The organism is Limnohabitans sp. Jir72 (assembly GCF_003063575.1).
Taxonomy (GTDB): Bacteria; Pseudomonadota; Gammaproteobacteria; order Burkholderiales; family Burkholderiaceae_C; genus Limnohabitans_A.
In genome coordinates, this window is sequence record NZ_NESC01000002.1 from 37,782 (window position 1) to 63,708 (window position 25,927).

The 25,927-nt window shown below is 49.9% G+C and carries 25 protein-coding genes and 1 riboswitch; of the genes, 9 read left to right on the top strand and 16 right to left on the bottom strand.

The window, feature by feature from the left end:
• Positions 1 to 4: 4 nt before the first annotated feature.
• Genes B9Z52_RS03040 through B9Z52_RS03050 form a run of 3 tightly spaced genes read right to left on the bottom strand, consistent with a single transcriptional unit; the run spans position 5 to position 3,211 of the window.
• The gene (locus tag B9Z52_RS03040) at positions 5 to 2,182 is read right to left on the bottom strand and encodes a DUF2779 domain-containing protein (protein WP_233251796.1); all 2,178 of its coding nucleotides are present in this window, start codon (positions 2,180 to 2,182) and stop codon (positions 5 to 7) included.
• Positions 2,179 to 2,946, bottom strand: a complete 768-nt coding sequence (locus B9Z52_RS17955) for a hypothetical protein (protein WP_199222025.1) — start codon at positions 2,944 to 2,946, stop codon at positions 2,179 to 2,181. The genes B9Z52_RS03040 and B9Z52_RS17955 overlap by 4 nt, the downstream gene beginning before the upstream one ends.
• A 13-nt stretch (positions 2,947 to 2,959) precedes the next feature.
• On the bottom strand, positions 2,960 to 3,211 hold the full coding sequence (locus B9Z52_RS03050; protein WP_146182769.1) for a hypothetical protein: 252 nt from the start codon (positions 3,209 to 3,211) through the stop codon (positions 2,960 to 2,962).
• 220 nt (positions 3,212 to 3,431) lie between these two features.
• On the opposite strand from B9Z52_RS03050, the gene B9Z52_RS03055 reads away from it, so the two are divergent.
• On the top strand, positions 3,432 to 3,869 hold the full coding sequence (locus B9Z52_RS03055) for a DNA-binding transcriptional regulator (protein WP_108412398.1): 438 nt from the start codon (positions 3,432 to 3,434) through the stop codon (positions 3,867 to 3,869).
• Between the two features lie 47 nt (positions 3,870 to 3,916).
• Here the strand turns inward: B9Z52_RS03055 and B9Z52_RS03060 are convergent, their stop codons facing one another.
• The 10 genes from B9Z52_RS03060 to B9Z52_RS03110 form a co-directional block, all read right to left on the bottom strand.
• The gene (locus tag B9Z52_RS03060) at positions 3,917 to 5,107 is read right to left on the bottom strand and encodes an N-formylglutamate amidohydrolase (RefSeq protein WP_108412399.1); all 1,191 of its coding nucleotides are present in this window, start codon (positions 5,105 to 5,107) and stop codon (positions 3,917 to 3,919) included.
• Positions 5,108 to 5,112: 5 nt separating this feature from the next.
• A complete protein-coding gene (locus B9Z52_RS03065; protein WP_108412400.1) occupies positions 5,113 to 5,679 on the bottom strand; it encodes a hypothetical protein in 567 nt (188 codons plus the stop codon).
• A 289-nt stretch (positions 5,680 to 5,968) separates the two neighbouring features.
• The gene (locus B9Z52_RS03075) at positions 5,969 to 7,081 is read right to left on the bottom strand and encodes a hypothetical protein (RefSeq protein ID WP_108412402.1); all 1,113 of its coding nucleotides are present in this window, start codon (positions 7,079 to 7,081) and stop codon (positions 5,969 to 5,971) included.
• A gap of 4 nt (positions 7,082 to 7,085) precedes the next feature.
• Entirely contained in the window at positions 7,086 to 7,802 is a 717-nt protein-coding gene (locus tag B9Z52_RS03080) for a hypothetical protein (RefSeq protein WP_108412403.1), read from the bottom strand.
• 12 nt (positions 7,803 to 7,814) lie between these two features.
• Positions 7,815 to 8,099, bottom strand: a complete 285-nt coding sequence (locus tag B9Z52_RS03085; protein ID WP_146182770.1) for a hypothetical protein — start codon at positions 8,097 to 8,099, stop codon at positions 7,815 to 7,817.
• A 101-nt stretch (positions 8,100 to 8,200) separates the two neighbouring features.
• Positions 8,201 to 8,629 (bottom strand): DUF3293 domain-containing protein, encoded by a 429-nt coding sequence (locus tag B9Z52_RS03090; RefSeq protein WP_158270498.1) that lies wholly within the window; start codon positions 8,627 to 8,629, stop codon positions 8,201 to 8,203.
• A gap of 29 nt (positions 8,630 to 8,658) precedes the next feature.
• Positions 8,659 to 8,764, bottom strand: a riboswitch (SAM-I-IV-variant riboswitch).
• Positions 8,765 to 8,849: 85 nt separating this feature from the next.
• The gene (locus tag B9Z52_RS03095; RefSeq protein ID WP_158270499.1) at positions 8,850 to 9,374 is read right to left on the bottom strand and encodes a macro domain-containing protein; all 525 of its coding nucleotides are present in this window, start codon (positions 9,372 to 9,374) and stop codon (positions 8,850 to 8,852) included.
• Positions 9,375 to 9,378: 4 nt separating this feature from the next.
• Positions 9,379 to 11,178, bottom strand: a complete 1,800-nt coding sequence (locus tag B9Z52_RS03100; protein ID WP_158270500.1) for a DUF3857 and transglutaminase domain-containing protein — start codon at positions 11,176 to 11,178, stop codon at positions 9,379 to 9,381.
• A 52-nt stretch (positions 11,179 to 11,230) separates the two neighbouring features.
• Positions 11,231 to 11,839, bottom strand: coding sequence for a hypothetical protein (locus tag B9Z52_RS03105; protein WP_108412408.1), 609 nt, complete (start codon positions 11,837 to 11,839; stop codon positions 11,231 to 11,233).
• Positions 11,840 to 11,896: 57 nt separating this feature from the next.
• The gene (locus B9Z52_RS03110) at positions 11,897 to 12,379 is read right to left on the bottom strand and encodes a hypothetical protein (protein ID WP_146182771.1); all 483 of its coding nucleotides are present in this window, start codon (positions 12,377 to 12,379) and stop codon (positions 11,897 to 11,899) included.
• 178 nt (positions 12,380 to 12,557) lie between these two features.
• On the opposite strand from B9Z52_RS03110, the gene B9Z52_RS03115 reads away from it, so the two are divergent.
• The 7 genes from B9Z52_RS03115 to B9Z52_RS03145 are packed head-to-tail and all read left to right on the top strand — an operon-like array spanning position 12,558 to position 22,511.
• On the top strand, positions 12,558 to 13,145 hold the full coding sequence (locus tag B9Z52_RS03115; protein ID WP_108412410.1) for a SprT-like domain-containing protein: 588 nt from the start codon (positions 12,558 to 12,560) through the stop codon (positions 13,143 to 13,145).
• Complete coding sequence (locus B9Z52_RS03120) at positions 13,142 to 13,378, top strand: hypothetical protein (RefSeq protein ID WP_108412411.1); 237 nt, start codon at positions 13,142 to 13,144, stop codon at positions 13,376 to 13,378. The genes B9Z52_RS03115 and B9Z52_RS03120 overlap by 4 nt, the downstream gene beginning before the upstream one ends.
• A 19-nt stretch (positions 13,379 to 13,397) precedes the next feature.
• On the top strand, positions 13,398 to 14,369 hold the full coding sequence (locus B9Z52_RS03125; protein WP_108412412.1) for a YafY family protein: 972 nt from the start codon (positions 13,398 to 13,400) through the stop codon (positions 14,367 to 14,369).
• Between the two features lie 15 nt (positions 14,370 to 14,384).
• Complete coding sequence (gene zorA, locus B9Z52_RS03130) at positions 14,385 to 16,763, top strand: anti-phage ZorAB system protein ZorA (protein WP_108412413.1); 2,379 nt, start codon at positions 14,385 to 14,387, stop codon at positions 16,761 to 16,763.
• A gap of 10 nt (positions 16,764 to 16,773) precedes the next feature.
• Positions 16,774 to 17,568, top strand: a complete 795-nt coding sequence (locus B9Z52_RS03135) for a flagellar motor protein MotB (RefSeq protein WP_108412414.1) — start codon at positions 16,774 to 16,776, stop codon at positions 17,566 to 17,568.
• Between the two features lie 59 nt (positions 17,569 to 17,627).
• Complete coding sequence (locus B9Z52_RS03140) at positions 17,628 to 19,205, top strand: EH signature domain-containing protein (RefSeq protein WP_233251797.1); 1,578 nt, start codon at positions 17,628 to 17,630, stop codon at positions 19,203 to 19,205.
• A 3-nt stretch (positions 19,206 to 19,208) separates the two neighbouring features.
• The gene (locus B9Z52_RS03145; RefSeq protein ID WP_108412416.1) at positions 19,209 to 22,511 is read left to right on the top strand and encodes a DEAD/DEAH box helicase; all 3,303 of its coding nucleotides are present in this window, start codon (positions 19,209 to 19,211) and stop codon (positions 22,509 to 22,511) included.
• Here the strand turns inward: B9Z52_RS03145 and B9Z52_RS03150 are convergent, their stop codons facing one another.
• Genes B9Z52_RS03150 through B9Z52_RS03160 form a run of 3 tightly spaced genes read right to left on the bottom strand, consistent with a single transcriptional unit; the run spans position 22,512 to position 24,846 of the window.
• A complete protein-coding gene (locus B9Z52_RS03150) occupies positions 22,512 to 22,967 on the bottom strand; it encodes a hypothetical protein (protein WP_108412417.1) in 456 nt (151 codons plus the stop codon). It abuts the gene before it with no gap.
• The gene (locus tag B9Z52_RS03155) at positions 22,964 to 24,388 is read right to left on the bottom strand and encodes a recombinase family protein (protein ID WP_108412418.1); all 1,425 of its coding nucleotides are present in this window, start codon (positions 24,386 to 24,388) and stop codon (positions 22,964 to 22,966) included. The genes B9Z52_RS03150 and B9Z52_RS03155 overlap by 4 nt, the downstream gene beginning before the upstream one ends.
• Entirely contained in the window at positions 24,385 to 24,846 is a 462-nt protein-coding gene (locus B9Z52_RS03160; protein WP_108412419.1) for a DUF2924 domain-containing protein, read from the bottom strand. The genes B9Z52_RS03155 and B9Z52_RS03160 overlap by 4 nt, the downstream gene beginning before the upstream one ends.
• A 478-nt stretch (positions 24,847 to 25,324) precedes the next feature.
• Between B9Z52_RS03160 and lexA the strand changes: the two genes are divergently transcribed.
• The gene (gene lexA, locus B9Z52_RS03165) at positions 25,325 to 25,912 is read left to right on the top strand and encodes a transcriptional repressor LexA (protein WP_108412689.1); all 588 of its coding nucleotides are present in this window, start codon (positions 25,325 to 25,327) and stop codon (positions 25,910 to 25,912) included.
• Positions 25,913 to 25,927: the final 15 nt, after the last annotated feature.

The following is a 25,927-nucleotide window of genomic DNA, read 5'->3' on the forward strand; positions in this document are numbered from 1 at the left end:
AATATCAATTCAGCAGTGAGGGTGAAGAGGTTTCGATCTTCATTGGCTGACCTCTCAATTCCATCAGACCTTGAACTAGCATGACCATAGCCAATGTGTCGAGCTCACAGTACCGAAGTAGAGCCTCTTCAATTTTGAGTCGCTCCTCAGGGGAAATTGAGCTGAATTGGGTGTAGTTGTACGCGGTCATCGCCAGGCCCCCTTGCGCGATCACCCCCTCTTCCTCGTCGTCTCCCGCCAGACGCATCAGCATCTCATTTAGATCTGGGTTCTCTTTCCCAAAAATGCCTGGCAGCGTTTTGTATGGATCACCACCTTTGGTCTTTTGAAGCCAAACATGGCCGCCCGCGTCCTTGAAATTCAGGCTATGGATACCAAGACCTGAGCCATACAGCCCAGGTCTTTCATAGAGCTGCGCTACCTCTTTGGCATCATGAAGTATGGCGGGAAGCACATATTTGAGGGAAATGCTTCCACCTGATTTGCTTGAGAAGTAGCCCTCTTGCACTAAGCGGTGCAGGTCAATCATGGATTTCGGACCAACATACTCTCCAGATTGCCTTGCCTCTTCGGAGGTAGATTTTGTGACCAGATCAATGAATGCCAGCAAGTCTTCTGCATCTGGAGCGTCAGTCCTTGAAGACTTCATGATCTCACCCCGAAGGCTTCGCAAAACCGTGTTTTCATGGTTGTGATATCGAAACACTGTCCCATTTAACTGCCCGTTGGGCATTAGTGCCTTTCTGAGTTGGCGGACAAAATCAATGCTTGGAAATTGGCCCGATGCTGTAGATATCCATTGGCTCGCGTGACGGATTCGAACCGTCCCACTTTCCATACGTTCCATCACATGGTGACTGAACTGGAAAGCCAAGGTCTGATACGGGTGCATTCCTTTGAAGAAAGGCAACGCAGGTGCTGACGTTTCAAAGTCAATCATGTGCAATGGCCAATTCCACGCATCCATCTCAGCCAGTCGAGACTCACTCAAGACAGATTTTGGCCCGGCACCTGATGCAGCATTCACCTGAGCCATTCGCCTTTCCAGCGAAGTCATACCAATTCCACCGGATGAATTTTTGGGTCGAATGTCATCTTCTTGAATATCAGACAAGAAGCCACGACCACACTTGAGGACGGTATCAGCCATGCTTTTGCTACCTGACCCTCCGCCCCAGATGTCTATTGATAAGGGGTTCGATCGGTCATCCGCCTTCTGGGCTCCATGAATAATCCCTTGGCTCAATGCCATTTGCCAACATTCATGAACACCACTTCGCAGCGGGTCTCCTTCTGAAGCCCTGTACTGGCAAGCCTTGCAATTTTTGGACAGGCCGTGAAAAACACGTTGGCGTTCGATTTGAATTTTTCCCGCCCACTGCATAAATGTGAGCATTGATTCCCCGGCAAATTGGGGAACATGAGCAGAGTTATCAATTGGTCTCTGTCTCAAATCGCTCACCACATTTGCAACATTGACCTCTCGCAGAAACTTAAGGCTTCTGAGACTAGAAGGTATGACACCATCGGGAGTTTTGACTCTTGCACGGGCTCTACCGCTCTCTGGATCTTTCTCGGTGATGATGGGGAACATTTGGTGTAGCCCAGTAACATCGCATGCGACAGAGGAGTCCACCAGAAGCAGCTTGGGAATTACCTTGTAGCCCGGAAATGCCAAGCGGACGACCTCAGCTTGAAAGGCTACGTCGTACAGGTAGGGCAACCATTTAGACTCGTATTTCCCTGACGAATTTCTAAATTCAGCACCAACAGTTTCATCTGATACGCTCTTGGATTTAACTTCAATGATCTCAATAGACTTGGACTTTTCATCTCGAATCAAGATGTCAACTCTGATGAAAAACGGATGAACAAGCAAGGCTGCTTCTGCGACAACTGATCGTGATTCGGCTTCTAGCTTCTCTCGCGTTATGCGGATCGCCTCGTCGTAATCCAGCGTTTCGACAGTGATCCCTTTTCCGATGGGGTCAGGGTGGTACTTGTACTTGGCAAGTTCACCGATCTGGTGCCCCCCGTCTGCCAAGGATTGAAGGAAGTCGTTGTCGCTGTTTTTGTCGAAGTACAGCCCTCGCTGGTCTGCATAGTAAAGCTTAGTCGGACACTCAAGCGCTAGCTTGAATTTGGACTTCGTCAAGTAACGAGGGCGCGCAGATTGACTCAAGTGATGCACCTCAATCCTTCGTATGTGACGTTCAATCCGTTGCCTCTATATATTGCTGGCATCTCATCCGAATCGATGTTGTCCATGCTGAACATTTCCGTCATATCTGCAATCCCAACAGCAGCATAATTCCCTTTGGTAGATACTTTGCGAAGTTGGGCCTTAATTTCTTCAATATTCTCAGGCAAACCTTCATCCTCATCTGGGAATCGATAGGTACGAACGATTACCCACTCTGGACCGTCATCCCCGACGAACCAAATCGATGGCAAGACTTCTGGATTTCCATTCCATGACATGAGCTTGCGCCCAGACTTCTTCAGTTCATCTCGGACCACTTGGACCGCAAAATCTTGCAACTCCCAGTCAGTCATCTCGATCTTTTCGTCTGATACAAACGAAATCGGATCCATTGTTTTTCTGCTTTGCGCATCGATTAGTCCCCAGCCTGGAGCAGTCGGCTGCCAATGACCCGCTTGTTTCTTCATTGGCATCAAACATGCGTGGCCATTGCAGCCGTTTGCAATCGCCATAAGCCCATCTGGACTGCCTGGCACCTCGAGGATGCCGTCTTCATCTTCGATCTGAATGAAGAACAATTGATTTCCCAGCCTAAAGGAAAGATGCTCTAGGAAGGGCGGGGCAAGAGTTGCCTTAAGCCAGCTCATGAGATCGCCCCCCGCCATTCGCTGAATGTGCGATCCTGCTGCGTTCCAACAGTGTGAGAATTCTTCGGAGAATTCGGCCATTTGAATGTTGTGCATTGGCTATTCCTCTTCAGAAGCGATCTTCTTCGTCTTTATTGAATACTGCCCCCAACCCGGTTGTTGTGCTGCCCATTCTGGTACTGCCGTCCGAGCTGAAACTGCCCATCTGAGTGAAGACGGCGCCATCACTGCCCACTGTCATGTTGCCCATTCGGTTGTAAACCGTCCCTTCGGATGAAATTGACGTCGTGTCAGACACCTTCTGAATGGACTCGCCCGAGTCGGAATACGCCCACTTTCCTAGGATTTGCCAAAAAGACATATCAGCTCCTTGCTTCAGATGATGATCATCATTAGAACCAAGCGCAGGCTCACCGCATGAGCTCACCAACCTCTAATCTACAACCACTCCCTGAGTCAAAACTCGGTATTTGATGCAGTTGCCAAAGGAGTCTTTACGCCTCAACCTGGGGCGTTTTTTTTGCTCAACCCAAGCAACTCACTTATGATCCCGACGTCAATTCAACTCATAAACGTAAGTAATGACTAACATTGCTGTCCAGCTCAAGGCAGAAATCAGTCGGATCGCCAAGAAGGAAGTCCGCTCGGAGACCAAACAACTTAAGAAGGCATCTGTGAGCTATCGATCGGAGATTGCAGCATTAAAGCGGCGGCTGAGCGAGCTTGAGAAGGCTCTTAGCAAGGCCAAGAGGGTGAGCGCAAAACCCACGAATTCCGTTGATGCAGAACCCAAAGAAAACCTCCGCTTTCGCACATCTGGATTTGCGACGTTGAGGAAAAAACTGGGGCTGTCAGCTGAGCAAATGGGAAAGCTCATCGGAGTCTCAGCTCAGTCGGTTTACCACTGGGAGGCAGGTAAGTCCAAACCCCGTGCGAGTCAGATGCCTTCGATTGCGCAAGCCCGCAAGCTTGGGAAGCGAGGGGCTGCAGCACGCCTTGCTGAACTAGGGTCCGAATGATCGAGGCTTGCTGTTTGTGTGACCAGGATTTTCAAACTATGCACGGGTCACTTGTCTAAAGTTGCACGACCTTCTCGGACCATGAGTTTCAGCTCTTTGTGAGAAGGGAGACTTTGACGAAGCAGCCGCTCGGCATCGAATCCCAACTCATTGAGAATGAATGCCTTGACGAGTATGCCTTCCCAAAACATTCCTGAAGACGGTCCAAACTCACCTCGAGTAACGCTTACGCTGCCATCAAGGAATGCCAAGCTAGTTGTCTGCCTGCTTGTCAGCATGTTGCCATTTAATGATTCGCTCTGACGACTGGCGGCCCTTTGTGCAATTGCCCAGACCGAAGACTGAAATTGCTTGCGAATCCTGCCTCCAACCGTGACATCCCGGAGTCTAACGACTGAATCATTGCCATCAGTCGTGGATTTGGAAGAGAGTGCGCTAGGCTTATCGGACATTTCAGAGTCAAACTTAGCCAGTCCTGCAACACAGCAAGCCTTAATTTCTTTTGCAATCCTGTCAAACTCCAATTTTGCCCCCCAGCCATCAGGGTTCAGGTATAGATCTCGATTTACTTCCACCATCACTGCCATGACCCTGGGATCACGCTGATACCTGCTGGCCGGGACTAATGCTCCGGCAAAGGGCTCATTCACCGTTACTCTCCATCCGTTGCGACCGAAGACTTCTACGAAAATCTGCTCGAGGACCTTTGGGGTATGAAACGGATCTGACCCAATACAGATATCAGGCCGAGCAATAGCAGGACTCGCATTCTCATATGGCAGCGCAGTACCGGGGAAGCTGTGCCCATCAATCACCAAGCAGCGCCCATAGCGGTCGAGCGTATCGGAAACTACTGCCTCGAGACGCTGATGGTGAGGGTGATACCAGGTCTGCATGAGCATTTCCCGCTCGTTTGGGGATAGTCTCCGCCTGAGAGGTCTAAGGTGTGATGTGACCTCATAAATGGCTCCCATCCCCCGGGCTGCCATCGGCTCTTGCTCATCCTCTGCGAAACGCTCCACATCGACCACAAGACGACTGACTGGTGCGCGGACAACCATCGCATCACCGATTGGCTCGGCAAAAATCGTATGTGTGAAGTGATCGGTCATGCACTGGAGTTCTTGCTTAAGTTCAGCATCCGACAACAAGAATTGCGACCGCACATCGGCAGGAATAACGCATGAATCATGCGGGATGTGCAAGATCACCCAAGGGGGATACTTCAAAAAGCTCATTGCTGTTAATCCCTGCCTTCTATTACCTCGGTGACAGCAGCCCGAACTTTGGGGTGCAGGTTATCGAGATAGTTAGGATCCATTTCTGCATCTTCTCGAACGTCCTCCCGCCAGTCACCGGCAATCAATTCACCTAGCGCTTCAAAAACACCGTCAGGCAGATCCTCTGGTGGCGAACCTCCATCCTGCCATTCCAGCCAGTTGTATTCGGGACCCAGTCCATAGGTAAAAACCTCGCGCTTCACCAAAGTAGAAACAGCCACAACGATTGATTCAGCCCGCGTAATCACAGATTTTTCATAGCGGCCATCGAACCGCAAGGGTACAGCCCAAGTTAACCAGTCGATGCGAACGATCTCATCAGGTGCAAACGAGCAAGGTGGTTCAAGAAACTCCGGATAAAGAGATCTGACCGAATCACCCGACACCCAACGTACATCGAGAATCGCGTGATCGAGGAGAGCCTCTTCAGTCTGGTCGTAGCCACATTGCGCCGCTGCATCGCTAGCGGCTTCAAGAATTTGCTCGGAAACTGGGGCAGGCCGATAAACCAGTTCATCCATGACTGCCATCAGGACTCCTTGTTGAAACCGGGGATCTCAACCAGGTGTGAAAGAGCAGACATGTAGGCCCCGCAATCGGGGCATACAAGCTCCGTAATCTCATCATCTACCTCACCTATATCTACTTGTCCACCATCTCCAGACCAGGCGCACTGACGGCATTTGAAATTCAGTCTCTTCCAGGTAAACAAGTTGAGGTAGGGCCATCTAGGGTTTCCGTATTGATCGTATAGACGCTCGAGCTCGGCATCTGGAATCTTTTGGAGGGCTTCAATAGATTTTTTGGAATTCACCTCAATCACCCCATCAATTTTTTCAAATCAGGTTCATATTCCACCACCTGTTTCAGGATACTCTTGTCAAGTTTCACCTTACGTCCAGGAGACATGGAACCTTGTGCTTCCAGGGCCACAGTTGCATATCCGTCCTTGTCAGGAGGGTACATATACGCAGCACCGCAATTAGTCACGACCTTGTAAACATCGTGGTAGATCTTGATCCATATTCCGCGCCGTGTAACACCAACAATCTTCAAAATGCGCAATACTGGTATCGAGGGCCACGTTCCCATCACCCATCCATCTAGACACTTGACGCAATGAGATGCCCCTACGTCTAGTGCGATTTCTTTCAGGCGCTTGGCATACGAGCCAAGAGACTTTTGCGATTCGTCCACATCGACAGCGTCAGGGCTATCGCCATTACGTTCGCTTGACTCTTCGCTCTCTTCGTCGCGTTCGATTACCCACTGGACCAACTGACGCGTGCTCATATCTTCCTTACTCTCGGAGAGCTCTTCCATTCCAGAAAAGTCTGTGCTCTGAGTAATGAGCTGCCAGCGACCGTTGCCTCGGTAGCGGAGATAGTGGTCCCACGATTCGTTGCGGCCTGGGGCGTCTGTAATTTCGCCGTGGAAAAAATGATGGCGTCTTGGCGTGACATTGCGACCAGCAAGAGAAACTTGAGCATCAACTTTTGTCAACGCCTTTTCTGTTGCTTCAACATCCCTCAAAAACGGAGCCCTATATATCCTCCCGTTACTTGAAGCCAGGTTGTCCGCCCAATCCCATTCAATAGCAACCGATGCATCGTCAACCGATAGGAAGTAGCCCGTAGTGTCAAACTCAGGAGCCCAGTAGAAGTACACCCCACCAAGTCCACGGATATCTATGTGATAGCTGCCATACGAGCCATGGGCCGTGTACCGCTTGTAGAGACGACCGACGTTGTGCAGAAGATCGATCAAAAACGTGTCGACATCAACATCGGGCAACTGGGGTTCCTCACCCTTTGCCAATGACTTCAAGATCGTAGGTGCGTCGTCTTTGAATGTTCCAACGATTTCGTCGCGAACGTAAGCATCGTCGATTAAGTACCGCCGGATCTCTTCAAAGATGAGGTGCTTCTTCATGCGATCACCCCTTACGATTTTTGAATCGCACCGGGATGACTGCATTTGCGGCTGCCTTGTTTGCAGCATCGACATCACATGTCAACTCTGCTGCGTAGTAAGTGCTTCCCGGATGCTCTCCTTCGACGATGGTCACGCCAAGCGTATCGAGCGCATCGCTACCCAAGTTCTGGAAAAACTCGAGCGCAGCACCTTGGGCGGTTCCGTCTCTGGGCAGATGGTCATCCTCCCAGTTCCAGTTGGGCGGGCTAGAGAACCATTCCTCGACCTCTGGAACAATGCGATCCTCGAACTCATTTGTGGTGAGCGATAGAAGCCAATCCTCGACACCATCCTCTGGCTCCTCAGGCATTGCCTTGAGCCTGGCCTTCAAGGCAGCCGTCCTCTTTTTAAACGCGCCCGAAGTCTCTCTGATCTCATCCAGCGCAGCCTGAATCTCATCTCGAACTTCGGTGTAAATGGAGTGAACAGCCCAGGCTAGTGGCTCGCACTCATCCATCGCATCTGCGAGATGCGCAGGGGACTCAGCCCACGATTCATACACAGACTCATAAAACTCTGAACGAATCTTCGGCTCCCAATAGTCCGCCATGGTCAGAGTTCCCGAGCTATCCACCTCAAACTCTGCAATTCGCTCCTCCTCACTTTTTTTCGACATTCGTTGCTCCTCTTTTGAATCGTAGGTGCTGCGGACTTTCTGGATTGGTGTGGCAGCTGTCATGGTTTCCCTAGATTAAGCGGAAAGAAGCTCATCCAATGAATCAGAGCTCTGCAGGAATTCCCCGATGACACTTTGTATCTCAACCAAACGAGTGCGTTCGATGCACGTGCGCGACTTGATCCGCTTCTCTTCAGGGTTCTTGGCATTCAGCAATTGCGTCTTAATGACAAGCTCGACCAGCCAGGGTTGAGCCTCAATTGTCTTAATGTTGAGAGTCTCGATGTACGAATCAGACGCTGACAGGACGCACTCGCCGACAGTGCTCATTGGCCGAATTGTTTCTTGGACGTTGGACATTAATTTCTCCTATTTAGCCGCTTTGACGAGGTGTCGGGGGCGGCAATCTGGATCAAATCCCCCCGGACTGCATGTTTGATGAGGCAGCCCAACTCATATCTTTATCTCAGCAGGATCAACTGAGGCGTCCCATCAGAACCACTCCAGACGATCGCGTTTTGCTCAAGACGAGCGCCCAAGGTTTTCGCAGCCTCCAGCGTCAGGCCAAACACCAAATAACTTGGCTCACCCGGCCATTGGTTCGAAGGGTGTTGGCCAATGCCAGCCACAAACTCTAGGCTGCGTGATGCAAGCTCTTTTGCCAGTGCTATTTGTCTTTCTCCATTGGCTTCATCAGTCAGCTCTTGGCTGAAAGGATTGCAAGCCGTTAGGAAGGCGCTGCACTCAACCCGATGCCTCTTATGCGCTACAAGCAAGTCACTACTGACTTTGCCAACCTGAAGCGTGAAAGGGATTCCCTCCAGTACACGGAACTCGGTCTCCGTGTAGGCCTGGATGAGGTCGGGATGAATATCAGACGCAGAAAACAAAAAACCCTCCGTTCTAGGAGGGTCGACGCTGTTGCCCGGTTGGTTGCTTCCTAAGAAGCCACATCCGCTTTCGCGATCCACCTTGCCCGGGTAGGCAGGTTGGCGTGGGCGTCGACCCATCTCTAAATGTTGCCACTATTGTAGCAACGTATTTTTACCTTGAAAAGCCCCCAAGGCCACTCATTGTGTGGCCACCAGTTTTGAGCCGGTATACAAATCCTCACCCGACGTTCAGCCCCACATCAACAGCAAGCGCCGACTCGAAAAGCTGCCGCATCTCCTCATTCACCACGCAAATCCGAACAAGCTCAATGTCATGTTCACCCTTCGCGAACTCTTGCAAACATTTGGCCGTTATCCGTGCAGCTAAGACCGCCGGGAACTTGAACATGCCTGTTCCGATGGCTGGCATTGCCAAGGTTTTGATCTTGTTTTCTCTTGCCACATTCAACATGGAAAAAATGGCAAACGCCATGTACCGCTCCGGCTCAGTGTTGTTGATGTAGTGAGCAGAGCGAACATGAATGACCCATTTATTGGGCAAATCAAACCCTGGGGTGATTAGCGCGGCCCCAAGTTCCAAGGGTGCAAATGGCTGGCAGTAATCTTCTAGCTTGTCACCGGCTGCCATGTGGATTGCGCCAGCAACTCCAGAGCCCAATCGAAGATTTGCATTCGCCGAATTCACGATGGCCTCTACGTCCGGCTGCTTGACGATATTGCCAATGACAACTTCAATTTTCATTGGGTTACTCCAGGAAATATTGTTGGCGCAGATCTCTCTGCAAGACTTTGGTGAACTGATCCCATTCCAAATCATCTTCTCTGCCGCATACAGATCGCCCTCTATTCGCCTCAAAAATTCGTGTGACTTTGACCGTCTTGGCAGAAGTTTGATAGCTGACGTGGTAACTCAGCGTCTGGGATTTGAAGCTGACGTCTGTCGGAACACGCGTGATGCGAGACTCATCTGGAAGATTCATTTCGATCATCTCTTTGTGCGATGAGGATCCACAAATATGAGGAAACTTACTATTGGTTTGGGCTTTAACACTTGCCAAAGTTTGGAACCGTCCTTGTGCCAGACCAATCGGTAATGTCAACGCAACAACGCCGGGAAGGTTTGCTACGGGGTCTAATGAGTACTCTGAATTCACGACCCATGCTGCATCCAAGTCCAGCGGGTCGGCGTGCTGAATTCGACCAGTCCCTGATTCATTGAATCTGGCCAGCATGTTTCCAACCACTTCCTCCTGCGGTTTGTTCTGATTTCTGTATATCTTGGCTCGAGACAGGAGCTGGAAGTAGCCAAACTGTTCAACTCGAGAGGTTCCTGTGACTCGCCCATCTGGATGTAGGGTCATCTTTGTCGACGTGATGGTCTTATCTTTCTCCACATCATCAAGTGGCGTTGTGAGCACTTGGCCTGTTGCGGTGATCAGCCCAGGTTTGCCAACATCTCCTTCTGGCAGCAGCCCCATTGGCGTGAACCGCGAGGTTGAATCCAAGAACAAGTCGAGCGACGGAACATACGTGATGACATGATCGAATACCGCAGTACTCGGGACCTCCGGAAGTTTGTAGGATTTGTCTGAATTGATCAGAACCTGCGAGCTTTCAATGCCAACGGCTCGCAGAAGCGCTTCAAGCAAAGTCGCATGGTCTTTGCAGTCACCGTACCGTGCACGAAGAATACTTCGCGCCGAATGTGGAACATAGCCACCGGATCCCGCAAATACTCCGAGGTAGCGAATATTTCTCGAAACCCATTCATAGAGACGTTTAACCTTCTCTCGCTCAGTACCTGCATCTCCAACTACTTTACGTGCATGAGCTACTAATTCAGGGGTAGTCGACGCCTTGGGGCGAGCGCGATCATGGTACGCTTTTGCCACATCAGCGTAGTTCTTGAAGCTACTGGCAGAAAATTGAGGTGCGTAATCAATGTAGCTCACCATGTTCGGCTCTGCTGGGTCTGCACTCGATTGGTCATACCGAAATACATAGCGTGTCACACCGCTTTTAGTATTTACAGGATCATCGACTCGACCTCCAATCATTCCACGGCCATTGACTTTGATATCCAGCGAAGACGCGTGTGAAAACCTAACTTCGGCTTGTCCGTACTTCCTATGCGGGGAAAAATACTCTGACCATGTGAAGTTTTTGGGGAAATCTGGGGTGTGCTCAAACGATTCAACAAGGTAGTAGGTTTTGCTCCCGACTCTGACGTTGGGAAAGATCATGACCTTCACCTTGGACTCGCTGTAGACGCCATTTGAGGTGTCGTCCTGATCGTCTTGCGTGCGGATGCGATCTGGCGTGACGACGTCTTTTGTTCCGTCAGGATGAATTGTGTAAGCCTTGATCACTCGTACACGCTCGTGTGCACTGTTGTAGGTGATCTTCTGCTCTCCAAGTAACGCGATTCCTTGCTCTGTCTCGACTTTATTGACTACTTCCATCCGCTGGCGCACGGTCCAGTCTTTGTTGACATGAATTTCTACCAGAGACTTTTCAGTCGAAATTGGAGCCACGTATTCGGCCATAGAGCTTGCAACGAATGTGCAAGACACAAAGAACGTTAAAAACTTCAGCATTTCAATCCCATTGAGTCAGAAACTCGCCCACGATCTTTCGGCTGCGAACTATGGCGTAGCCGTGAACAATGTTTCGTGGGGATTCATATTGGGGGCCTTTGTAACCCTCACCGTTATTTGACTGGTAGCCGGAGGTCTTGAAGCTCCACATCACGTCCCCAGGCATCATCTTTCTACGCAGCTCTTTCCATCCACGATTCAGATGTCCGAAAGGCAAATCTGGAGCCCTTCTCTTGGGATCAACTACTTTTGCTGCCGCTTCGACTTCGTGTGGGTTGACGATCTCAATCAAGTCCTTCTTCTCACTCGTGAACTTTGGCTCATCGTCTTTGACGTATGTCGAAGCAGGCTTCCCCCTCAATTCGTTGACGAGTACTGCAAATGCAACTGGCCACGCCACAAATACCAAGGAGCCTGTGGTGATGCTCTTGAAAAATTCACGACGCTTCTCCTGAGGTGACTTGTCTTCTTCAAGTGCGGCTAATGCACTTTTCACAAAATCGCTGCGCTTGTCCTTATAGAAGAGCTTTACAAGCACTCGGCCAAAAAGAACTAGAACAACGCCGATGGCGAAGTAACAGCCCAACCAAAACCACAAGTCATAGTTCATTTCTTGGCTCCGCGAATATCAATGATGAGCCTGGCGATGATCAAAAAAATCATTTGCTCACCGCCGCCCAAAGGTCGTCATCGCATTGATTCGATACCCCTGAGGTGCATCTGGCTCTGCATGGCCGTTGTTCACGATCCGATCTGAGACCAAGATGCCCTTATCAATTTTTAAGAACAAGTCCATCTCGTATCGACTTGCGTAGCCACCATGTACATATTCAAGTAGTCCACCCATGGGGCAGCGCAGCTCACCTGTGTACCAATGTGCAAACACGCCATCCGGGTATTCCGGGAAGATATCCCCAAGCTCGATTTCAGTTGTTCCAGATGCTGTTTCCTTAAAACCTTTGAGCTTCACCAGATACAAGCGCCCATCCTCAATAGTCCAGGTACCTACATAACCTCGCCAGAGGGCAGTCGAAGGAGCTTGAAGCTTCAATTCTTTGCCAATTGTCTGTAAGTAGTAATGCAGCGGGTCATCACACAAGGACAGTTCCTCTCCCTTGTAGATCAATTTTTCTGAAATTTGTGCTGTCATTTCTGCCTCTGCCGATTGGGTTGATGTGTCCAGTGTTCCAGAAGCGGGGCTCAATACGTGAGCCTGTCAAAGGGCGATTTGAGCCATCCACTGTATAAAAACCCTCCCCCACAGGCTCACGCGATTAGCCTCGGGCTCACCACACTTTGAGCCTGACCTATTTCCTAAGTGAGCCTGTATGACCAAGTACACCACCCGAGAATCTTGGCTGCTTGCAGCCGTTGACTTACTTCGTCCAATATTTTTGGACAAGAACCATGTCATTCCGCCTGACGTAATGGTTTCTTGTGGTTTTGCTAGTACGGGCACACGCAGCCACCATGTTGGCCAATGCTGGTCAAAGCGAAGTAGTACCAACGACCAGAATCAAATATTCATCTCCCCCGCCTTGCATGAGCCTGTTGAAGTCCTCGACACGCTTGTGCATGAGCTAGTACATGCAGTTGACGATTGCCAACACAAGCACGGGAAGGAATTCAAGAAGATTGCCTTGAGCCTCGGAATGAAAGGACCAATGCGCAGTGCGGATGCAGGGCCTGAACTCAAAGAGAGACTCACGCAACTGGCTCAAAAGCTGGGGGCCTATCCCCATGGGAAGCTGCAAGTAACGCATCACAAGGCTGTTTCCCGTGCCAGGGCTCGGGCTAAATGTCCCGAATGTGGCTTCCAGGTCCCCATGTACCGGAAGTTCTTGGCCTACGGCCCACCACTTTGCCCCAAAGACAAGATTGAGATGACGCCAGTAGGTGACTGGGAGGAATCATGATCCTAGCCCTTGGTTACGTCTTGGCCATGCTATTGACCCAATTTGGGGCGATTTCCTCTGAGGTCGGCCACTCGCATTTAAGCCTCAAAGCCAAGCAATCGGAAGTCATCAGAACAGCCCCCGAGACCAACTTCATACTTTATGACTACGGAATTTGGCTTGAACCTAAAAAATTGAGTCGTCGCGAACGTTTAGCGCTTGCACTTACCAACCTGGCTGATCCTGGCCAATAATTGTCAAAATTGGACGCATATGAGTGAAATTGACCGGCTCTACAGCTACAGAACCCTCCTGACAGGGCGACGGGCCGTTCCACGCCATGAAATCCTATCGAAACTTGAAATCTCATTGGCTACGTTCAAGCGGGACTTGGCCAAGCTCCGTGACAGACTCAATATCCCAATCGTTTTCGATCGGGATCTGGGGGGCTACAAACTGGAGGTAGCCGACTCCCGCGAAGAACTACCTGGCCTTTGGTTTAGTCAGGAGGAAATCCTCGCTCTACTGACGATTCAAAACATGATCGGACAGCTCGAGCCGGGAATCTTGGGGCCGAAACTAAAGCCACTACAAAAGCGACTGGACGAGATGCTGACCAGTCAAGGATTGAGCTCACAAACATTGGCCCAACGAGTGAGATTGGTTCATGCTGGCAAACGACGACTTCAACTCAAATGCTTCGAAATTGTGGCGAAAGCCACGATCGAACGGCTCCAACTAAAGATCACACATTTCAATCGCCAAAGTGGTGAAACGCTACAACGCGTCATCTCCCCACAGCAACTCATTCATTATCGAGATAACTGGTACGTAGACGCCTGGTGTCATCTTCGTAAAGGACTCAGAAGTTTTGCAGTGGATGCAATTGCTGAGTGCGAACTACTTGAAGACGAGGCAAAGGAATTCGATCCTGAGATGGTTCGCGAGAACATGCAAGAGGGATACGGGATTTTTGGTGGTAAGGTGAAAGATTGGGCAAAACTGAAATTCTCTCCGGAGAGATCAAGGTGGGTTCAGTTCGAAGAATGGCATCCAGATCAACGCAAGGCAATCAACAGTGATGGTTCCGTTGTGATGGAAATTCCATACTCCGACGAGAGAGAAATACTTGGGGACATTTTGAGATATGGCTCAGATGTAGAGGTTCTCTCTCCCCCGCATCTCCGAACCAGCGTGTTAATGGCTGTCGAAAAAATGAAGACTCGATATGAGTCATACAAATAAGAAAACGGACTCGCGATGATTGAACAATTGATCCCGTACCTCCAAAGCTGGGGACACCATGCTCTTACATTGGCGCTGGTATCCATACTTGTCTACTTCGCCTACACATTCGCACGAGATTTTTATAAACCCGGCAAAAAAGTCGCTGCAGATTTGGCACTGGCACTAGCCAAACTTCGTGAAATCAAATCTCAAGGCGATTACACAGATCTTGATGGCATTCGTGAGAATGCAATGGTCAGTGCAACGCTGAAGTCCTGCTGGGATGAATTTAGCGACACCTTGCATGGTCAAAAAAAGGCCGATTCCCAAGGTGTCATGCAGGTCAATCGCTATCGAGCAACAGCTCTAGCCAATAGCTTCTTCACCGAACAGATCGTTATATCAACTCCACTTAAAGCAGAGTTCTTTAAACATCTGCCGGGCATTCTCACTGGCATCGGCATCATCGGAACATTCCTAGGATTGATTCTTGGACTGTTCACATTTGATGTCTCAAAGGATGCCGATCAGGTGCGAAATAGCCTACGCAATCTTCTTTCAAGTGTCGGCAATGCATTCATCGTGTCGCTGACAGCTATCGGAATGGCCATGTGGATCACGTGGCTTGAAAAAAGAGCAATCAACGGACTCTACACAGAATTAGATGAGCTTTGCGGGTTGATAGACAGCCTCTTTGAGGCTGGCGCAGGCGAAGAATATCTTCAGCGCCTTGTGGATGCTTCTGAAACATCTGCCACCCAAGCGATGCAGATGAAAGAGTCGATAGTTACCGATTTGAAGCAGGTTCTAACTGAGCTTACAAATCAGCAGATTGCGACGATGACTGCAACTAGTCAACAACTGTCGCAATCAATCGGCGACAGCATCACTCAAGGGTTGGTGGATCCTTTAACAAGAATTTCTGAGGCAGTTCAGACGGTTGGGAATAGTCAGGGTGAAGGTGTTACCAAGCTTCTGACCGATGTCATGAGCCGTTTCGTGACGGAAATGGACGGAATGTTTGGCTCCCAGATGCGGGGAATGAATGAAATGCTGGTGCAGACAGCCAGCACTATTCAAGATGCTTCACAGCGCTTTGAACAACTTGCCAACCAAATTCAGCAAGCAGGTAGTGGAGCAGCAGATGCAATGTCCAAGAGAGTGGAAGAGGCGTTGCTCAACATGCAAAATGCTCAAGCGAGTTCTAACGAGCAAATGCGAATGTTTGTGGAGCAACTCAAGCAAAACATTACTCAAGGCCAATCAGAGTCCTCTGAGCTCACCAAAAATCTTGTGAAGGAATTGAGCGAGTCCACGACAGCGTTGGTTCGCAGCCTCCAAGATCAATCCAACAGTGCCCAAAGCGCTCACGATGACAGACAAAAAGAGCGCGATGAGCAGATGAATCGCCTGCTTGAGCACTTGAAAGAAAACATTTCGAACACACAAGCAGAGTCCGCAAACGCAACAACACAACTGCTTGGTAAGTTGGGTGAATCAACTGAGAAATTGGTCAAGCAACTAGAAGATCAGACCGAGAAGGCTCGACAAGAACAAGTTCAACGGAGTGCTCAACAAGACGCAAGCACCGCCGAATTGCTCGACAACCTTAAGAAGCACTTCCAAAGCGCGCAAAGCGAGACAGCGTCCTCAACTTCCGCGCTGCTTACTCAACTGGGTGAGGCCACTCAAAATCTGGTCAAGAGCCTACAAGATCAAGGCAACCAGGCTCAACTTGATCACACACAGCGCATGGCCGACCTGGTGGAAAAGATCACTACCGTCCTTGGCCAAAATCACGCGCAAGTATCACGACTCACAGAGGTCGTTACCGAGTCCAGCAACGCCATGCGTGACTCCATCGGTCGCCTGCAAACGAGCACCAATTCGAACATCGAGAAGATGGGCACAGGAGCCGAGATGCTTCATGGTGCATCGGTCAGACTCACCGAGAACTTGTCGGCCGTCAAGGCATCCACCGAAGGTTTGGGCGCAAACGCAAAACAATTGGTTGACGCCTCGAGCAACTTGTCTAACGCCCTATCTGCAATGCAGCACGCTCTTGGCGATCAAAAGTCTGTACGCGATGCCATTGGAATGATGGTGGCGGACTTGAAAAATACGGTCGAGAACGCGAAGAAAGACGCAAAGCTCACTACCGAACTGGTCGCCAACCTTGAACGTGCCAGTGGACAACTTCAAAAAGCCCAGACAGATGCAGGCAAGTATCTGAGTGGAATCTCTGAAGTCTTGGCAAAAGTTCATTCGGAATTTGCCACTCAGCTCAAAGCGACTTTGAACGAAGGCAATAAAGCCTTCCAGTCTGAGCTGGCGCAAGCTACAAGTCACCTGAAGGGCGCAATTCAAGATCTGGGCGATGTCCTGGATTCTTTGCCCTCAAGCTCAAAGTAAGCGCTAGAGCATGTTCGGAATTACCAAGAATGCTAACGCGCAAAAGAAGCGCGAAGACGGAGAGAAACCTTTTTGGATTTCTTTCTCCGATCTAATGTCTTCGCTCATGGTCTTGTTTTTGATTTCTATGACCGTTGCTTTACTTGCTGTGACGAATGAACCAGACATTGCAGCAAAAGAGGAAGCGGAACGATCGCAAGCAATCAAGGACTTCATGGTCGAGATTGAGCAGATTTTGACTGCGCAAGAATTCAGCGGAGTACGAGTGGATGGGACCACCATTGACTTCGGCGTCCGTGGAACCTTCGAGAAAGAGGGGCAAAACACCCTCTCGCAGCAACAAAGTCAAATGCTCAGAAGCTTTACCCCCAAATTACTGGAGAAGCTGCGCACAACTGATGCTGGGAAAATTTGGTTTAAACGCGCAGTTGTTGAGGGCTACGCCAGTAAAACAGGCACGTACCTCTTTAACTTGAACCTGAGCCTTGAGCGCAGCCAGCGCGTTTTATGTGAGCTCCTGCGCGAGCCATCAAACCCAACCGAGAAACCTTTCACTTCCGAAGACAGAAAACTCATTGCAACGAAGTTCTTTGTTGGTGGAGCATCTTTTAACTCCCTTAGATCCGGAGGAGGCGCTCAAAGCCGAAGAATTGAGTTCAAACTGGAATTCAGAACGCGACAGGAAAAACTTGCCGAAGAAAGCACACCTGCCCCCAAGTTAGACGATGCAGAATTGACCAATGCATTGAATCCGAAAGAGAAATGTCCGATTTTCGATCGCTCAATGAGCTCGAACATCTCTTAAAAGAGCAGTTCGATCCTCGATTGATTCTCCATGGGGTGACCTTTGGGGACCCTCGAGTCATGTCCAAAGTTCTCAAAGAGATCAAGCGTGACCTGGGCGGTAGCGAGGGTCGCCCTTCAGAAGACGTTCTCATCAAGGCCATTCGGAAATTTGAGACTCAAGGTGACACAGACACATTCACTGAACTGAAATATGTCTGCTATGGCGCAGAGACCCCAGTTGGCCCCAAAAAATACAGACTCATTGAAGACAAAGAAACCTTCGAGCTCTTACTGAAAGCTGTAGAGAAACGAAATAGCAAGCAACTTCGCCGTTGCTTTCAAGGACTGCTGTCAAGCTACTTTCGATTTGATCCTAAAGAGCCTACCAATCAACAAGGATCTGAAAATTGGGCTCAACTTAAAGGCTTTTTGAAGAAGAAGCTTTCCCCGATTTATCAGTCCTCAAAGGAACGAGGCGTAATCCCTGATTGGCTATCCACTCTGTATGAGCACAAGAATCTCCTGGAAGAGAATCCATGCAAGCGATATGCCGACTCATTGACAAGGGGCAGCACACAGGAGCTCAAAGAGGTCTGCGAAGGGCTGGGAATTGAATCTTCTTCATGGGTTTGGAATGAAGCCTTCCTAGCCTATGTACAGACTGTTTGTGCCATGCGTGACGAGCCTTTCGTTGGCCACCTCAATGGTGTGCTCGAGCTTGTTAATGGGAAGGGACAAATCCATCTCCCTGAGGCGATGGCAATTGAAGCCACAGCTCATTGCGTGATCCGTTACTCAAAATCTGCCAGCACCATAGAGCATCCGTATCTACGAGATACCTGCGTCCGAAGAATTGGCAATCCAATGCTGGAGCAGACCAAATGGGATGCATTTGTCGATCATGAGCCTGCCCGGCAAATGGTCACCAGTTGGCTCAAGCAACAACTGATCAAAGACTTCTTTGAGCTATTGGCACAAGATGGAGCTGCGGATATTCGCAGGCTGAACTATTGGCTGAAATGGGAAAAGCACATCACAGAGATGTGGTTCTACTTGGGAGAGATGGCCTTTAGGGACCAAAGGACTGCATTTAAAGACGTCCGAGAGCGGATGGGTGGATCTATTCGCCAACTTGAAGAACCGAGCAGGCCTGAGAACAACGCATTTGTCATGCGCATTGGCGAGTATTTGGTCATCGAGTTTTCTACCAAGAACAATGCAATGTTCATCTATCAGGCAGATCAAGCGTCACCTGATATGAAGTACACCTATCGCACGACCCCTCGACTTAAAAATCTGAAGGGGTCACTTGGAAAGCACTCTCACATGGGTAGTTGGGAGAGCTCGTTTGATCATGTCCTCAGACGCAGGCTTAGCCAATCGGTACCTGCGGCGACCAGCCAAACCCCTATCTACCGCTCCACCTCATCGCAGCCAACACCGCCCCCAACCCCAGCGTCTGGGGTATTGCCGCTCAACATGAGCGAGCTCAGAACTGTGGTTGATGTTTCCAAGGCAAGAATTGAAGACTACAGAGCCAAGCAAGGCAATCTTTGGGTGACATTGACGGACAGGTCACAAGACCCAGGCCTAGCAACTTACTTGGAGCGTCGTGGCTTCAAGTACGTGGCTGGTAGAGGCTACTGGATCAAATAAACAATGAGCCTCTTTGATAAGCTTTTCAGCTCAAAATCCCTCAAGGGAGCGACTCCTGTTGAGTCGAATGCAGTTCGGCTGCATTTCGGCCATGAGGGGATTAAGTACGAATTCACCGCAAATCCTGTGGCGATTTCAAACGGCTTTGAATCCGCTAATGAGACGGTTACCGATCAAGCTCGACGACTTTCCCAGTTGGCAACAGAAGGGCTTGCCAGCCAACGTGAAAATGAATTCTCGATCTGCTGGGACTCTGTGTATCAACTGCTTGCTGATGAAGACTTTGCAAGTTATGTCGCCCCTCTGGGGATACCGGGCTATACGTCTGCTGTCCCGAAGTTGAAAAATTCAGGGGCACTCCTCGACCCCTCTTTTTCAATTCTTCTGGAGGAATGGGTGGACTCGGATGGTCTTCCACTCACATCGCAACCGAAATTGGAAGGCAAAGTGCTTCGCTCTCGTGATGGGGCGTATCTTCTCAAACCTCTAGTCGCAGAACTCTTAGATGAGTTGCAAGCGTTTCATGCCGTCCCAGCTGAGAAACGCGATCAAAAATTCAAAGAAATCCAGTACGGGAAAATCAGACGACTCGCTTTTGACACTTGCGCTCCGGTTTCTGACTACGTCTCCAAGACGATCGTTCTTACCCCAGAGAAACTGAAACTGGAGATCGAAAAGCGTGGTGAAGCAAATGATCGTGTGATTGAAATTTGCCCTACGTTTGAAGATGCGCCGCCTGACTGGATCTCCATTTTTGACAGATTCCCTCTAAGCGACACCTACGAGGTCCCAGACGGCTTGTCTGTCACACGAATTGTGCTCACGCCAGAGGTAAAGACTGTCTTAGATGAAGTCAAGAAAATGCCCGCCCGAAGGGTTTCTGGTGCTCGTGCTGAGGCTTTCGTGCGCAACCCATTTTCTTTGCTTGGAGAAGAAGCTGGAAAAGTATTGAGCCCTGAGGACGTTGAGTCACAGCTAACAAAGGCGGGGATCAGCTTTGCGCAGTTCACCCCGCATGCTGAGTTCGGCGAGTTCGGTGAAATTACACGCGTAGGCATCCTCATCAATGATCTTTCCAGACCTGATGCATCCGCTGCTATTTATTGGTTTGACTCTCCAAGTGAGTTGAATCGCTTCATCCACAAGGCCACCACAAGTCATCAATCAAATGCCCATTCGTTTGCCTGGATGAGGTACGACTTGGAGGTCATTGGGGACACGCTGGACCACATAGATCAGTTGAGCACATGGCTTGATGCATGGAGCTCTCCAGAACTGTGGACTGCATCGGAAGTCCTTGATCTTAGTCATTACTCCGATCGAATCGAGTCTATTGGCTTCGAGAAGCCATTCATCGTTCCCGTCATCTCAAAGAAGAATAATGAAAACGGCTGGTTCGATGAGAACATCACAACTGGACTGGCTTCTGTTGATGAAAAAACGGGACAGGTCACGATAGTTTCCTTCCCATTCAAAAACATTCTTCCACTGCATCAAGCCGTTGAAGAAGCAATCCGAAGCAACAAAACACACGTACAGGTTGTTGGATTCAAGGATCCCGTCCCGCTTTACGACGCACAGATGGCGTTGAAAGATCTCAAGGCAGCTCGCGAGGACTTGAAGGAAAAGAAGTTCAAACCTCCATCCAAGAACATTAAGAAGCCAAGCTCTCCCAAGAAACGCTTGGTCATCAAGCGCAACCTTGAGGACATTGATTACACAGAGAACAGAGCTGACGCCCTGACCATGGCTGAAGGTACGAAACCAGTGCTCCCTTCCGCTTTGCTGCCTACGGTTGAACTCAAGGAACACCAGCATTCCGGGGTAGCTTGGCTTCAACATCTGTGGAAGCTATCCCCTCAGCAGTGTCGGGGGACTGTTCTTGCTGATGATATGGGCCTCGGCAAGACCTTGCAGTTGCTTACGTTCATTGTTTCAGCGTTTGAGGCAGACCCAGATTTACCCCCCGCGCTTGTTGTTGCTCCTGTCGCGCTACTTGAAAACTGGCAAAACGAGCTAGAACGCTTCTTCCAGCCGGGCACACTTCCAACTCTTCTGTTGTACGGGTCCACCTTGAAGCAACTGCGTGTTGCCAAAAATGAGATCGATGCAACGTTAAAGGCTGAGGGCGTTACACGGCTCCTGAAAAAAGGGTGGATTGGCAACAACAAGCTGGTGCTGACCACATATGAGACGATGCGCGACCTTGAGTTCGCTCTTGCCAGTCAACCCTGGTCGGTCATGGTCTGTGATGAGGCGCAGAAGATCAAAACGCCTGCAGCTTTAGTTACCCGCTCCGCCAAAAAACAGAAGGTCCGATTCCGCATCGCTTGCACCGGGACGCCTGTTGAGAACACATTGGCTGATCTCTGGTGTCTATTTGACTTTGTTCAGCCAGGGATGCTCGGCGCACTCAATTTCTTCTCTCGAACATACAGGCAGCCCATCGAAGCGAAGACACATGAGCAACAACTTAAGGTGGAAGAGCTTCGCGAGTTGATTCGTCCGCAGATACTTCATCGGAAGAAAACTGACGTTGCCAAGGATCTCCCCGCACCAAACGAAGATCAAGCCTGCAAACTCTTGGCAATGTCAGAGTATCAGCATCGACTCTATGAGCGCGCATTGGCAAATCTTCACGAGCAGCGACAGGTCAATCCGTCTGCCCAGCTCCAGGCTTTACAAGCGATTCGGAAAATATGCTCCGATCCGCATGGACACGCCGAATCCAACACAAGTAGTGTGTCAATCGATCGCTTACTTAGTGAATCTCCCAAGATGGGTTGGCTAATCAGTCTGCTCAAGGAGCTTGGTGCCGATCAGAGCGGCAATCACAAAGCAATCATCTTTTGTGAATTCCGTGAGCTCCAGCTAATGCTTCAACGAGTGATCGCGGCCATATTCGGTTTTGCTCCGTCAATCGTGAACGGCGACACTTCTGCCGATCCACGAGCAAATGAAAATCGCCAGCAATTGATCGATGCGTTCCAAAGAAAATCAGGATTCAATGTCATCATCCTCTCTCCCTTGGCTGTGGGTTTTGGAGTGAACATTCAGGCGGCAAATCACGTCATTCATTTCACTAGGACCTGGAATCCAGCCAAAGAAGATCAGGCGACGGCCAGAGCCTATCGGATTGGACAAACTCGAACCGTCCAGGTCTACTACCCCGGAGTGGTCAGTCCAAAATTCCCTAGCTTCGATGTCCGACTTGATGCGCTTCTGAGCAAAAAGCGTGAGCTTGCGTCTGACATGCTGAACGGTTGCAGTGACTTAAAGATTGATGACTTCTCTGAGTTGCTGTAGTTACTCATACCCCAATTGCACCTTTTGATCGCTCCAGATCACAGGAATTTCGGATTCACGGCCTCTGATCTGGTGCAGATTCAATGTGACTGGCTGCGATCCATCAAGAATCGACTCAACGATCTCGGGTGCCAGTCGTGTCATGCGTAGCACTTCGGCCACCCATCCTGGCTCCAGCTTCAGCTTCTTCGCTAGCGCATTTCCGCTTTCGTATTCGCCCTCATCAATGAGCCTTTTCCAATAGAAAGCCTTCCCAAGTGTTTTCAGCATTGAGTAGTCGATTGAGGTCTTTGACCCCTCTCGTTTTACCCCCACTGGCGGTACCAGAACCTTGCTTGTGTGCCGTCTCTTTATCGTCAACGGAATGAAGGTGACCACTCTTCCCGCGTTAATGTATTCACGCCTTTGACCGGCCCCTTTGATTTCTGTTCGGCTGGTGTAGTTTTTGTTCTTCATGCCGCCTCCATCACCGAGCTGACCATGTTTTTCTCACATTTATGCTCAAGATCTTCTTGCACAAATGGATGGTCTTCGTATTGCTTCTTAAATGCAGAGATGACATCTTCATTCCATGTCACCTCTAGCCCATGACCCACGACCTGCACTCGATGCAGCAGCTTGCGTACGATTAGATTTCGTTCGGCCGGGAAAAGCCTTTCCCAAACCACATGCAAGTCACGCATGGCCAGAATAAACGAAGCCTCATCCAAAACCAACCCATCGTTCATCCCTCGAACTGCATTGAATGCCCCAATGACTATTCGTGGATCACTTAGCACTTCAAAGATCATTTCAAGAACTCGGTTCTCGATATCGGCTGCTGGCATATGACCTATCGGCTCGACTCCGGCAACTTGCGTCACACCAGCGCGTTGCCGCTTTTCAAGGTATGGGACGTAATAACGGTACATACGACCCGACCGCTTCCGACTATGTGTAGGCAGCATTCTCTGACCGTCAGGGGCATACAGGATCCCAGCTAGTAAGGCTTGGTTTTCGGTATACCTTTCGTAGCTGCCTCGTTTTCTTTTTGCGACGATTGCTGCCACCTCGTCCCAAAGTTCTGCAGCAATGATGGGTTGGTGTTGACCGGGGAATCCAACCCCCTTGTGAACAATTTCACCGATGTACACGCGATTGCGAAGCAAGGTGAAAAGGTATTGCTGATCAATGATTCGGCCTTCTCGGTAATTCCCGCTCTTTGTTACCCAGTCCTTGGTGGTTCGACCTTCAATTTGTAACTGCCGAACGATCGTCGCTGCAGATCCGTGTTGCGCGTACTGTCTGAATATCTCACGCACAAGCTCCGCCTCATTCGTATTCACAATGAGTTTTCGTTCGAGCACGTCATAGCCAAGAGGTGGAACACCTCCCATCCACATCCCCTTGGCCTTGCTGGCTGCAATCTTGTCCCGGATGCGTTCGCCTGTGACTTCACGTTCAAATTGCGCAAACGAGAGCAGGATGTTGAGCGTCAATCGCCCCATTGATGTGGTGGTGTTGAATTGTTGGGTGACGCTTACAAATGTCACTCCAGACTTTTCAAACAAGGCAACTATCTGTGCGAAATCAGCCAAGGACCTCGACAAGCGGTCAATTTTGTAGACGACCACGACATCGATTTTTCCTTGCTCAACATCCTCTAGAAGCCTCTTGAGTGCAGGACGATTTGTGTTGCCACCTGAGAACCCTCCATCGTTGTACTCATCATCAAGACCAATCCATCCCTCATGCTTCTGGCTCTTGATAAATGCAATCGCTGCGTCACGCTGAGCCTCAAGGCTGTTGTATTCCTGATCAAGTCCTTCCTCTGTTGACTTCCTTGTGTAGATGGCACAGCGCATTTTTTTCACTATGGGTTGACTTGTATTGCTCATGCGTGTGCCCTCCCTTTTGCTGCTTTCTGTTTCTTCAACCCAAAAAAAGCTGGGCCAGACCAATTGGTCCCTGTGATTGCACGAGCAATCGACGACAGACTTTTGAATGGCTTGTTCAAGTAGAGGTAGCAACCATCCTCTAGTACCTCAACTCTGTGTTCATGACCTTCATGGACTCGAAGCAATGTTGTGCCAGGCAGTAGGTCATGCTCAGACCTGCGTTTGTGGTTGGGGATGTCTCCCGTTTCACCAATCTTCTCTAATCGCTTTTTGATGGATGCCGACAGCGCTCCATACGCAACCTCCTGGATGCGATAGGCCAGTCGCCCCTCAAGATACGACCGGTGATGATTCCCGGGTCGGAAATCAAAGTGGGTATCCCACACTACCCATAGTTCCTTCATAGTGAGCAGGGCGAGATTTTTTATCTCTGCTCGAATATTTTTTTCGTCACTCATAACCGACCGATTCATACGCAAACTCCTTCTATCTGAGACGGGTCTGTATGAACGCTCTGTTCGGCCAATACTCCTAGTTGAAGATCGACTGTTCCGGGGATCTGTGAGGTTTCAGCGACACCATCACCTGATTTCATGCCTCTTAGGACAGCCTGCGCGAGTAACGCCTCAATTACCAAGTGTCCCGGCTTTGCCTTTGCCGTGATTTCGCCATTTGCACATCGGCTTTGTTTTCCATTTGCCATCTAACCACTCCAGTTAAAAACTGGCTCTATTGCAAAGGCGAAGGCTTCAATTTCTAAGCGTGGAATTGGCTCAGAACTGCTTGTGTTTGGGCTGCTTTGGGGACTCTGACCCCATATGGCGGTCGATGGCGATGCCGCCAATTTGTTAATACCTAAGAAATTAATTTCGATTGATTTCGATCGGGTGATGGGTGGGCTTGCGTGGTGAACGATCGTTCACTACAATCATTACCGTGAAAAAGTTAAACAACGATCCCCACTACCTTGCGACCTTGCAGCGCTACTACGCAGAGCATCGAGTTCTGCCCTCGTATGCACGCATGTTGCCGCTGCTTGGGTTCGCGTCAAAGGCCGCCGTCAAGAAGGTTCTTGAACGTCTTGAAGACGTCGGCATGCTTGAACGAACCCCAGATGGTGACTGGGCTCCAAGTGAACGATTCTTCGAGCGTGCGTTTGCAACCCAACCTGTTCCGGCTGGGTCGCCGATTGCTGCCGAGGCAGATGTTCATGAGCACATCACGATCGACAGGTTCTTGATTCGCGATCCAGAAAACACAGTTCTGATCCGCGTCAAGGGCGATTCAATGGTTGAAGCAGGAATTCATGAGGGCGACCTTGCTGTGGTGAAAAAGACCACACAGGTGAGCATTGGTGAAATTGTCGTGGCGATTGTTGATGACGAATACACACTCAAGACCTTGGCCCGAGACAAAGGCGGCTACCACCTACTTCCAGCGAATAAGAGCTATGCACCTATTCGCCCCGAGGGGAAGCTCGAAATTTACGGTGTCATGGTCGGACTAGTCCGAAGATACCAATGAGGGCCATCTCATTTG

Bases quoted from the DNA above. Each gene is read 5' to 3' on its own strand.
- B9Z52_RS17955 (WP_199222025.1), bottom strand. From the start codon at position 2,946: ATGCACAACATTCAAATGGCCGAATTCTCCGAAGAATTCTCACACTGT.
- B9Z52_RS03050 (WP_146182769.1), bottom strand. From the start codon at position 3,211: ATGTCTTTTTGGCAAATCCTAGGAAAGTGGGCGTATTCCGACTCGGGC.
- B9Z52_RS03055 (WP_108412398.1), top strand. From the start codon at position 3,432: ATGACTAACATTGCTGTCCAGCTCAAGGCAGAAATCAGTCGGATCGCC.
- B9Z52_RS03060 (WP_108412399.1), bottom strand. From the start codon at position 5,107: ATGAGCTTTTTGAAGTATCCCCCTTGGGTGATCTTGCACATCCCGCAT.
- B9Z52_RS03065 (WP_108412400.1), bottom strand. From the start codon at position 5,679: ATGGCAGTCATGGATGAACTGGTTTATCGGCCTGCCCCAGTTTCCGAG.
- B9Z52_RS03075 (WP_108412402.1), bottom strand. From the start codon at position 7,081: ATGAAGAAGCACCTCATCTTTGAAGAGATCCGGCGGTACTTAATCGAC.
- B9Z52_RS03080 (WP_108412403.1), bottom strand. From the start codon at position 7,802: ATGACAGCTGCCACACCAATCCAGAAAGTCCGCAGCACCTACGATTCA.
- B9Z52_RS03085 (WP_146182770.1), bottom strand. From the start codon at position 8,099: ATGTCCAACGTCCAAGAAACAATTCGGCCAATGAGCACTGTCGGCGAG.
- B9Z52_RS03095 (WP_158270499.1), bottom strand. From the start codon at position 9,374: ATGAAAATTGAAGTTGTCATTGGCAATATCGTCAAGCAGCCGGACGTA.
- B9Z52_RS03100 (WP_158270500.1), bottom strand. From the start codon at position 11,178: ATGGCCGAATACGTGGCTCCAATTTCGACTGAAAAGTCTCTGGTAGAA.
- B9Z52_RS03105 (WP_108412408.1), bottom strand. From the start codon at position 11,839: ATGAACTATGACTTGTGGTTTTGGTTGGGCTGTTACTTCGCCATCGGC.
- B9Z52_RS03110 (WP_146182771.1), bottom strand. From the start codon at position 12,379: ATGACAGCACAAATTTCAGAAAAATTGATCTACAAGGGAGAGGAACTG.
- B9Z52_RS03115 (WP_108412410.1), top strand. From the start codon at position 12,558: ATGACCAAGTACACCACCCGAGAATCTTGGCTGCTTGCAGCCGTTGAC.
- B9Z52_RS03120 (WP_108412411.1), top strand. From the start codon at position 13,142: ATGATCCTAGCCCTTGGTTACGTCTTGGCCATGCTATTGACCCAATTT.
- B9Z52_RS03125 (WP_108412412.1), top strand. From the start codon at position 13,398: ATGAGTGAAATTGACCGGCTCTACAGCTACAGAACCCTCCTGACAGGG.
- zorA (WP_108412413.1), top strand. From the start codon at position 14,385: ATGATTGAACAATTGATCCCGTACCTCCAAAGCTGGGGACACCATGCT.
- B9Z52_RS03135 (WP_108412414.1), top strand. From the start codon at position 16,774: ATGTTCGGAATTACCAAGAATGCTAACGCGCAAAAGAAGCGCGAAGAC.
- B9Z52_RS03140 (WP_233251797.1), top strand. From the start codon at position 17,628: ATGTCCAAAGTTCTCAAAGAGATCAAGCGTGACCTGGGCGGTAGCGAG.
- B9Z52_RS03145 (WP_108412416.1), top strand. From the start codon at position 19,209: ATGAGCCTCTTTGATAAGCTTTTCAGCTCAAAATCCCTCAAGGGAGCG.
- B9Z52_RS03150 (WP_108412417.1), bottom strand. From the start codon at position 22,967: ATGAAGAACAAAAACTACACCAGCCGAACAGAAATCAAAGGGGCCGGT.
- B9Z52_RS03155 (WP_108412418.1), bottom strand. From the start codon at position 24,388: ATGAGCAATACAAGTCAACCCATAGTGAAAAAAATGCGCTGTGCCATC.
- B9Z52_RS03160 (WP_108412419.1), bottom strand. From the start codon at position 24,846: ATGAGTGACGAAAAAAATATTCGAGCAGAGATAAAAAATCTCGCCCTG.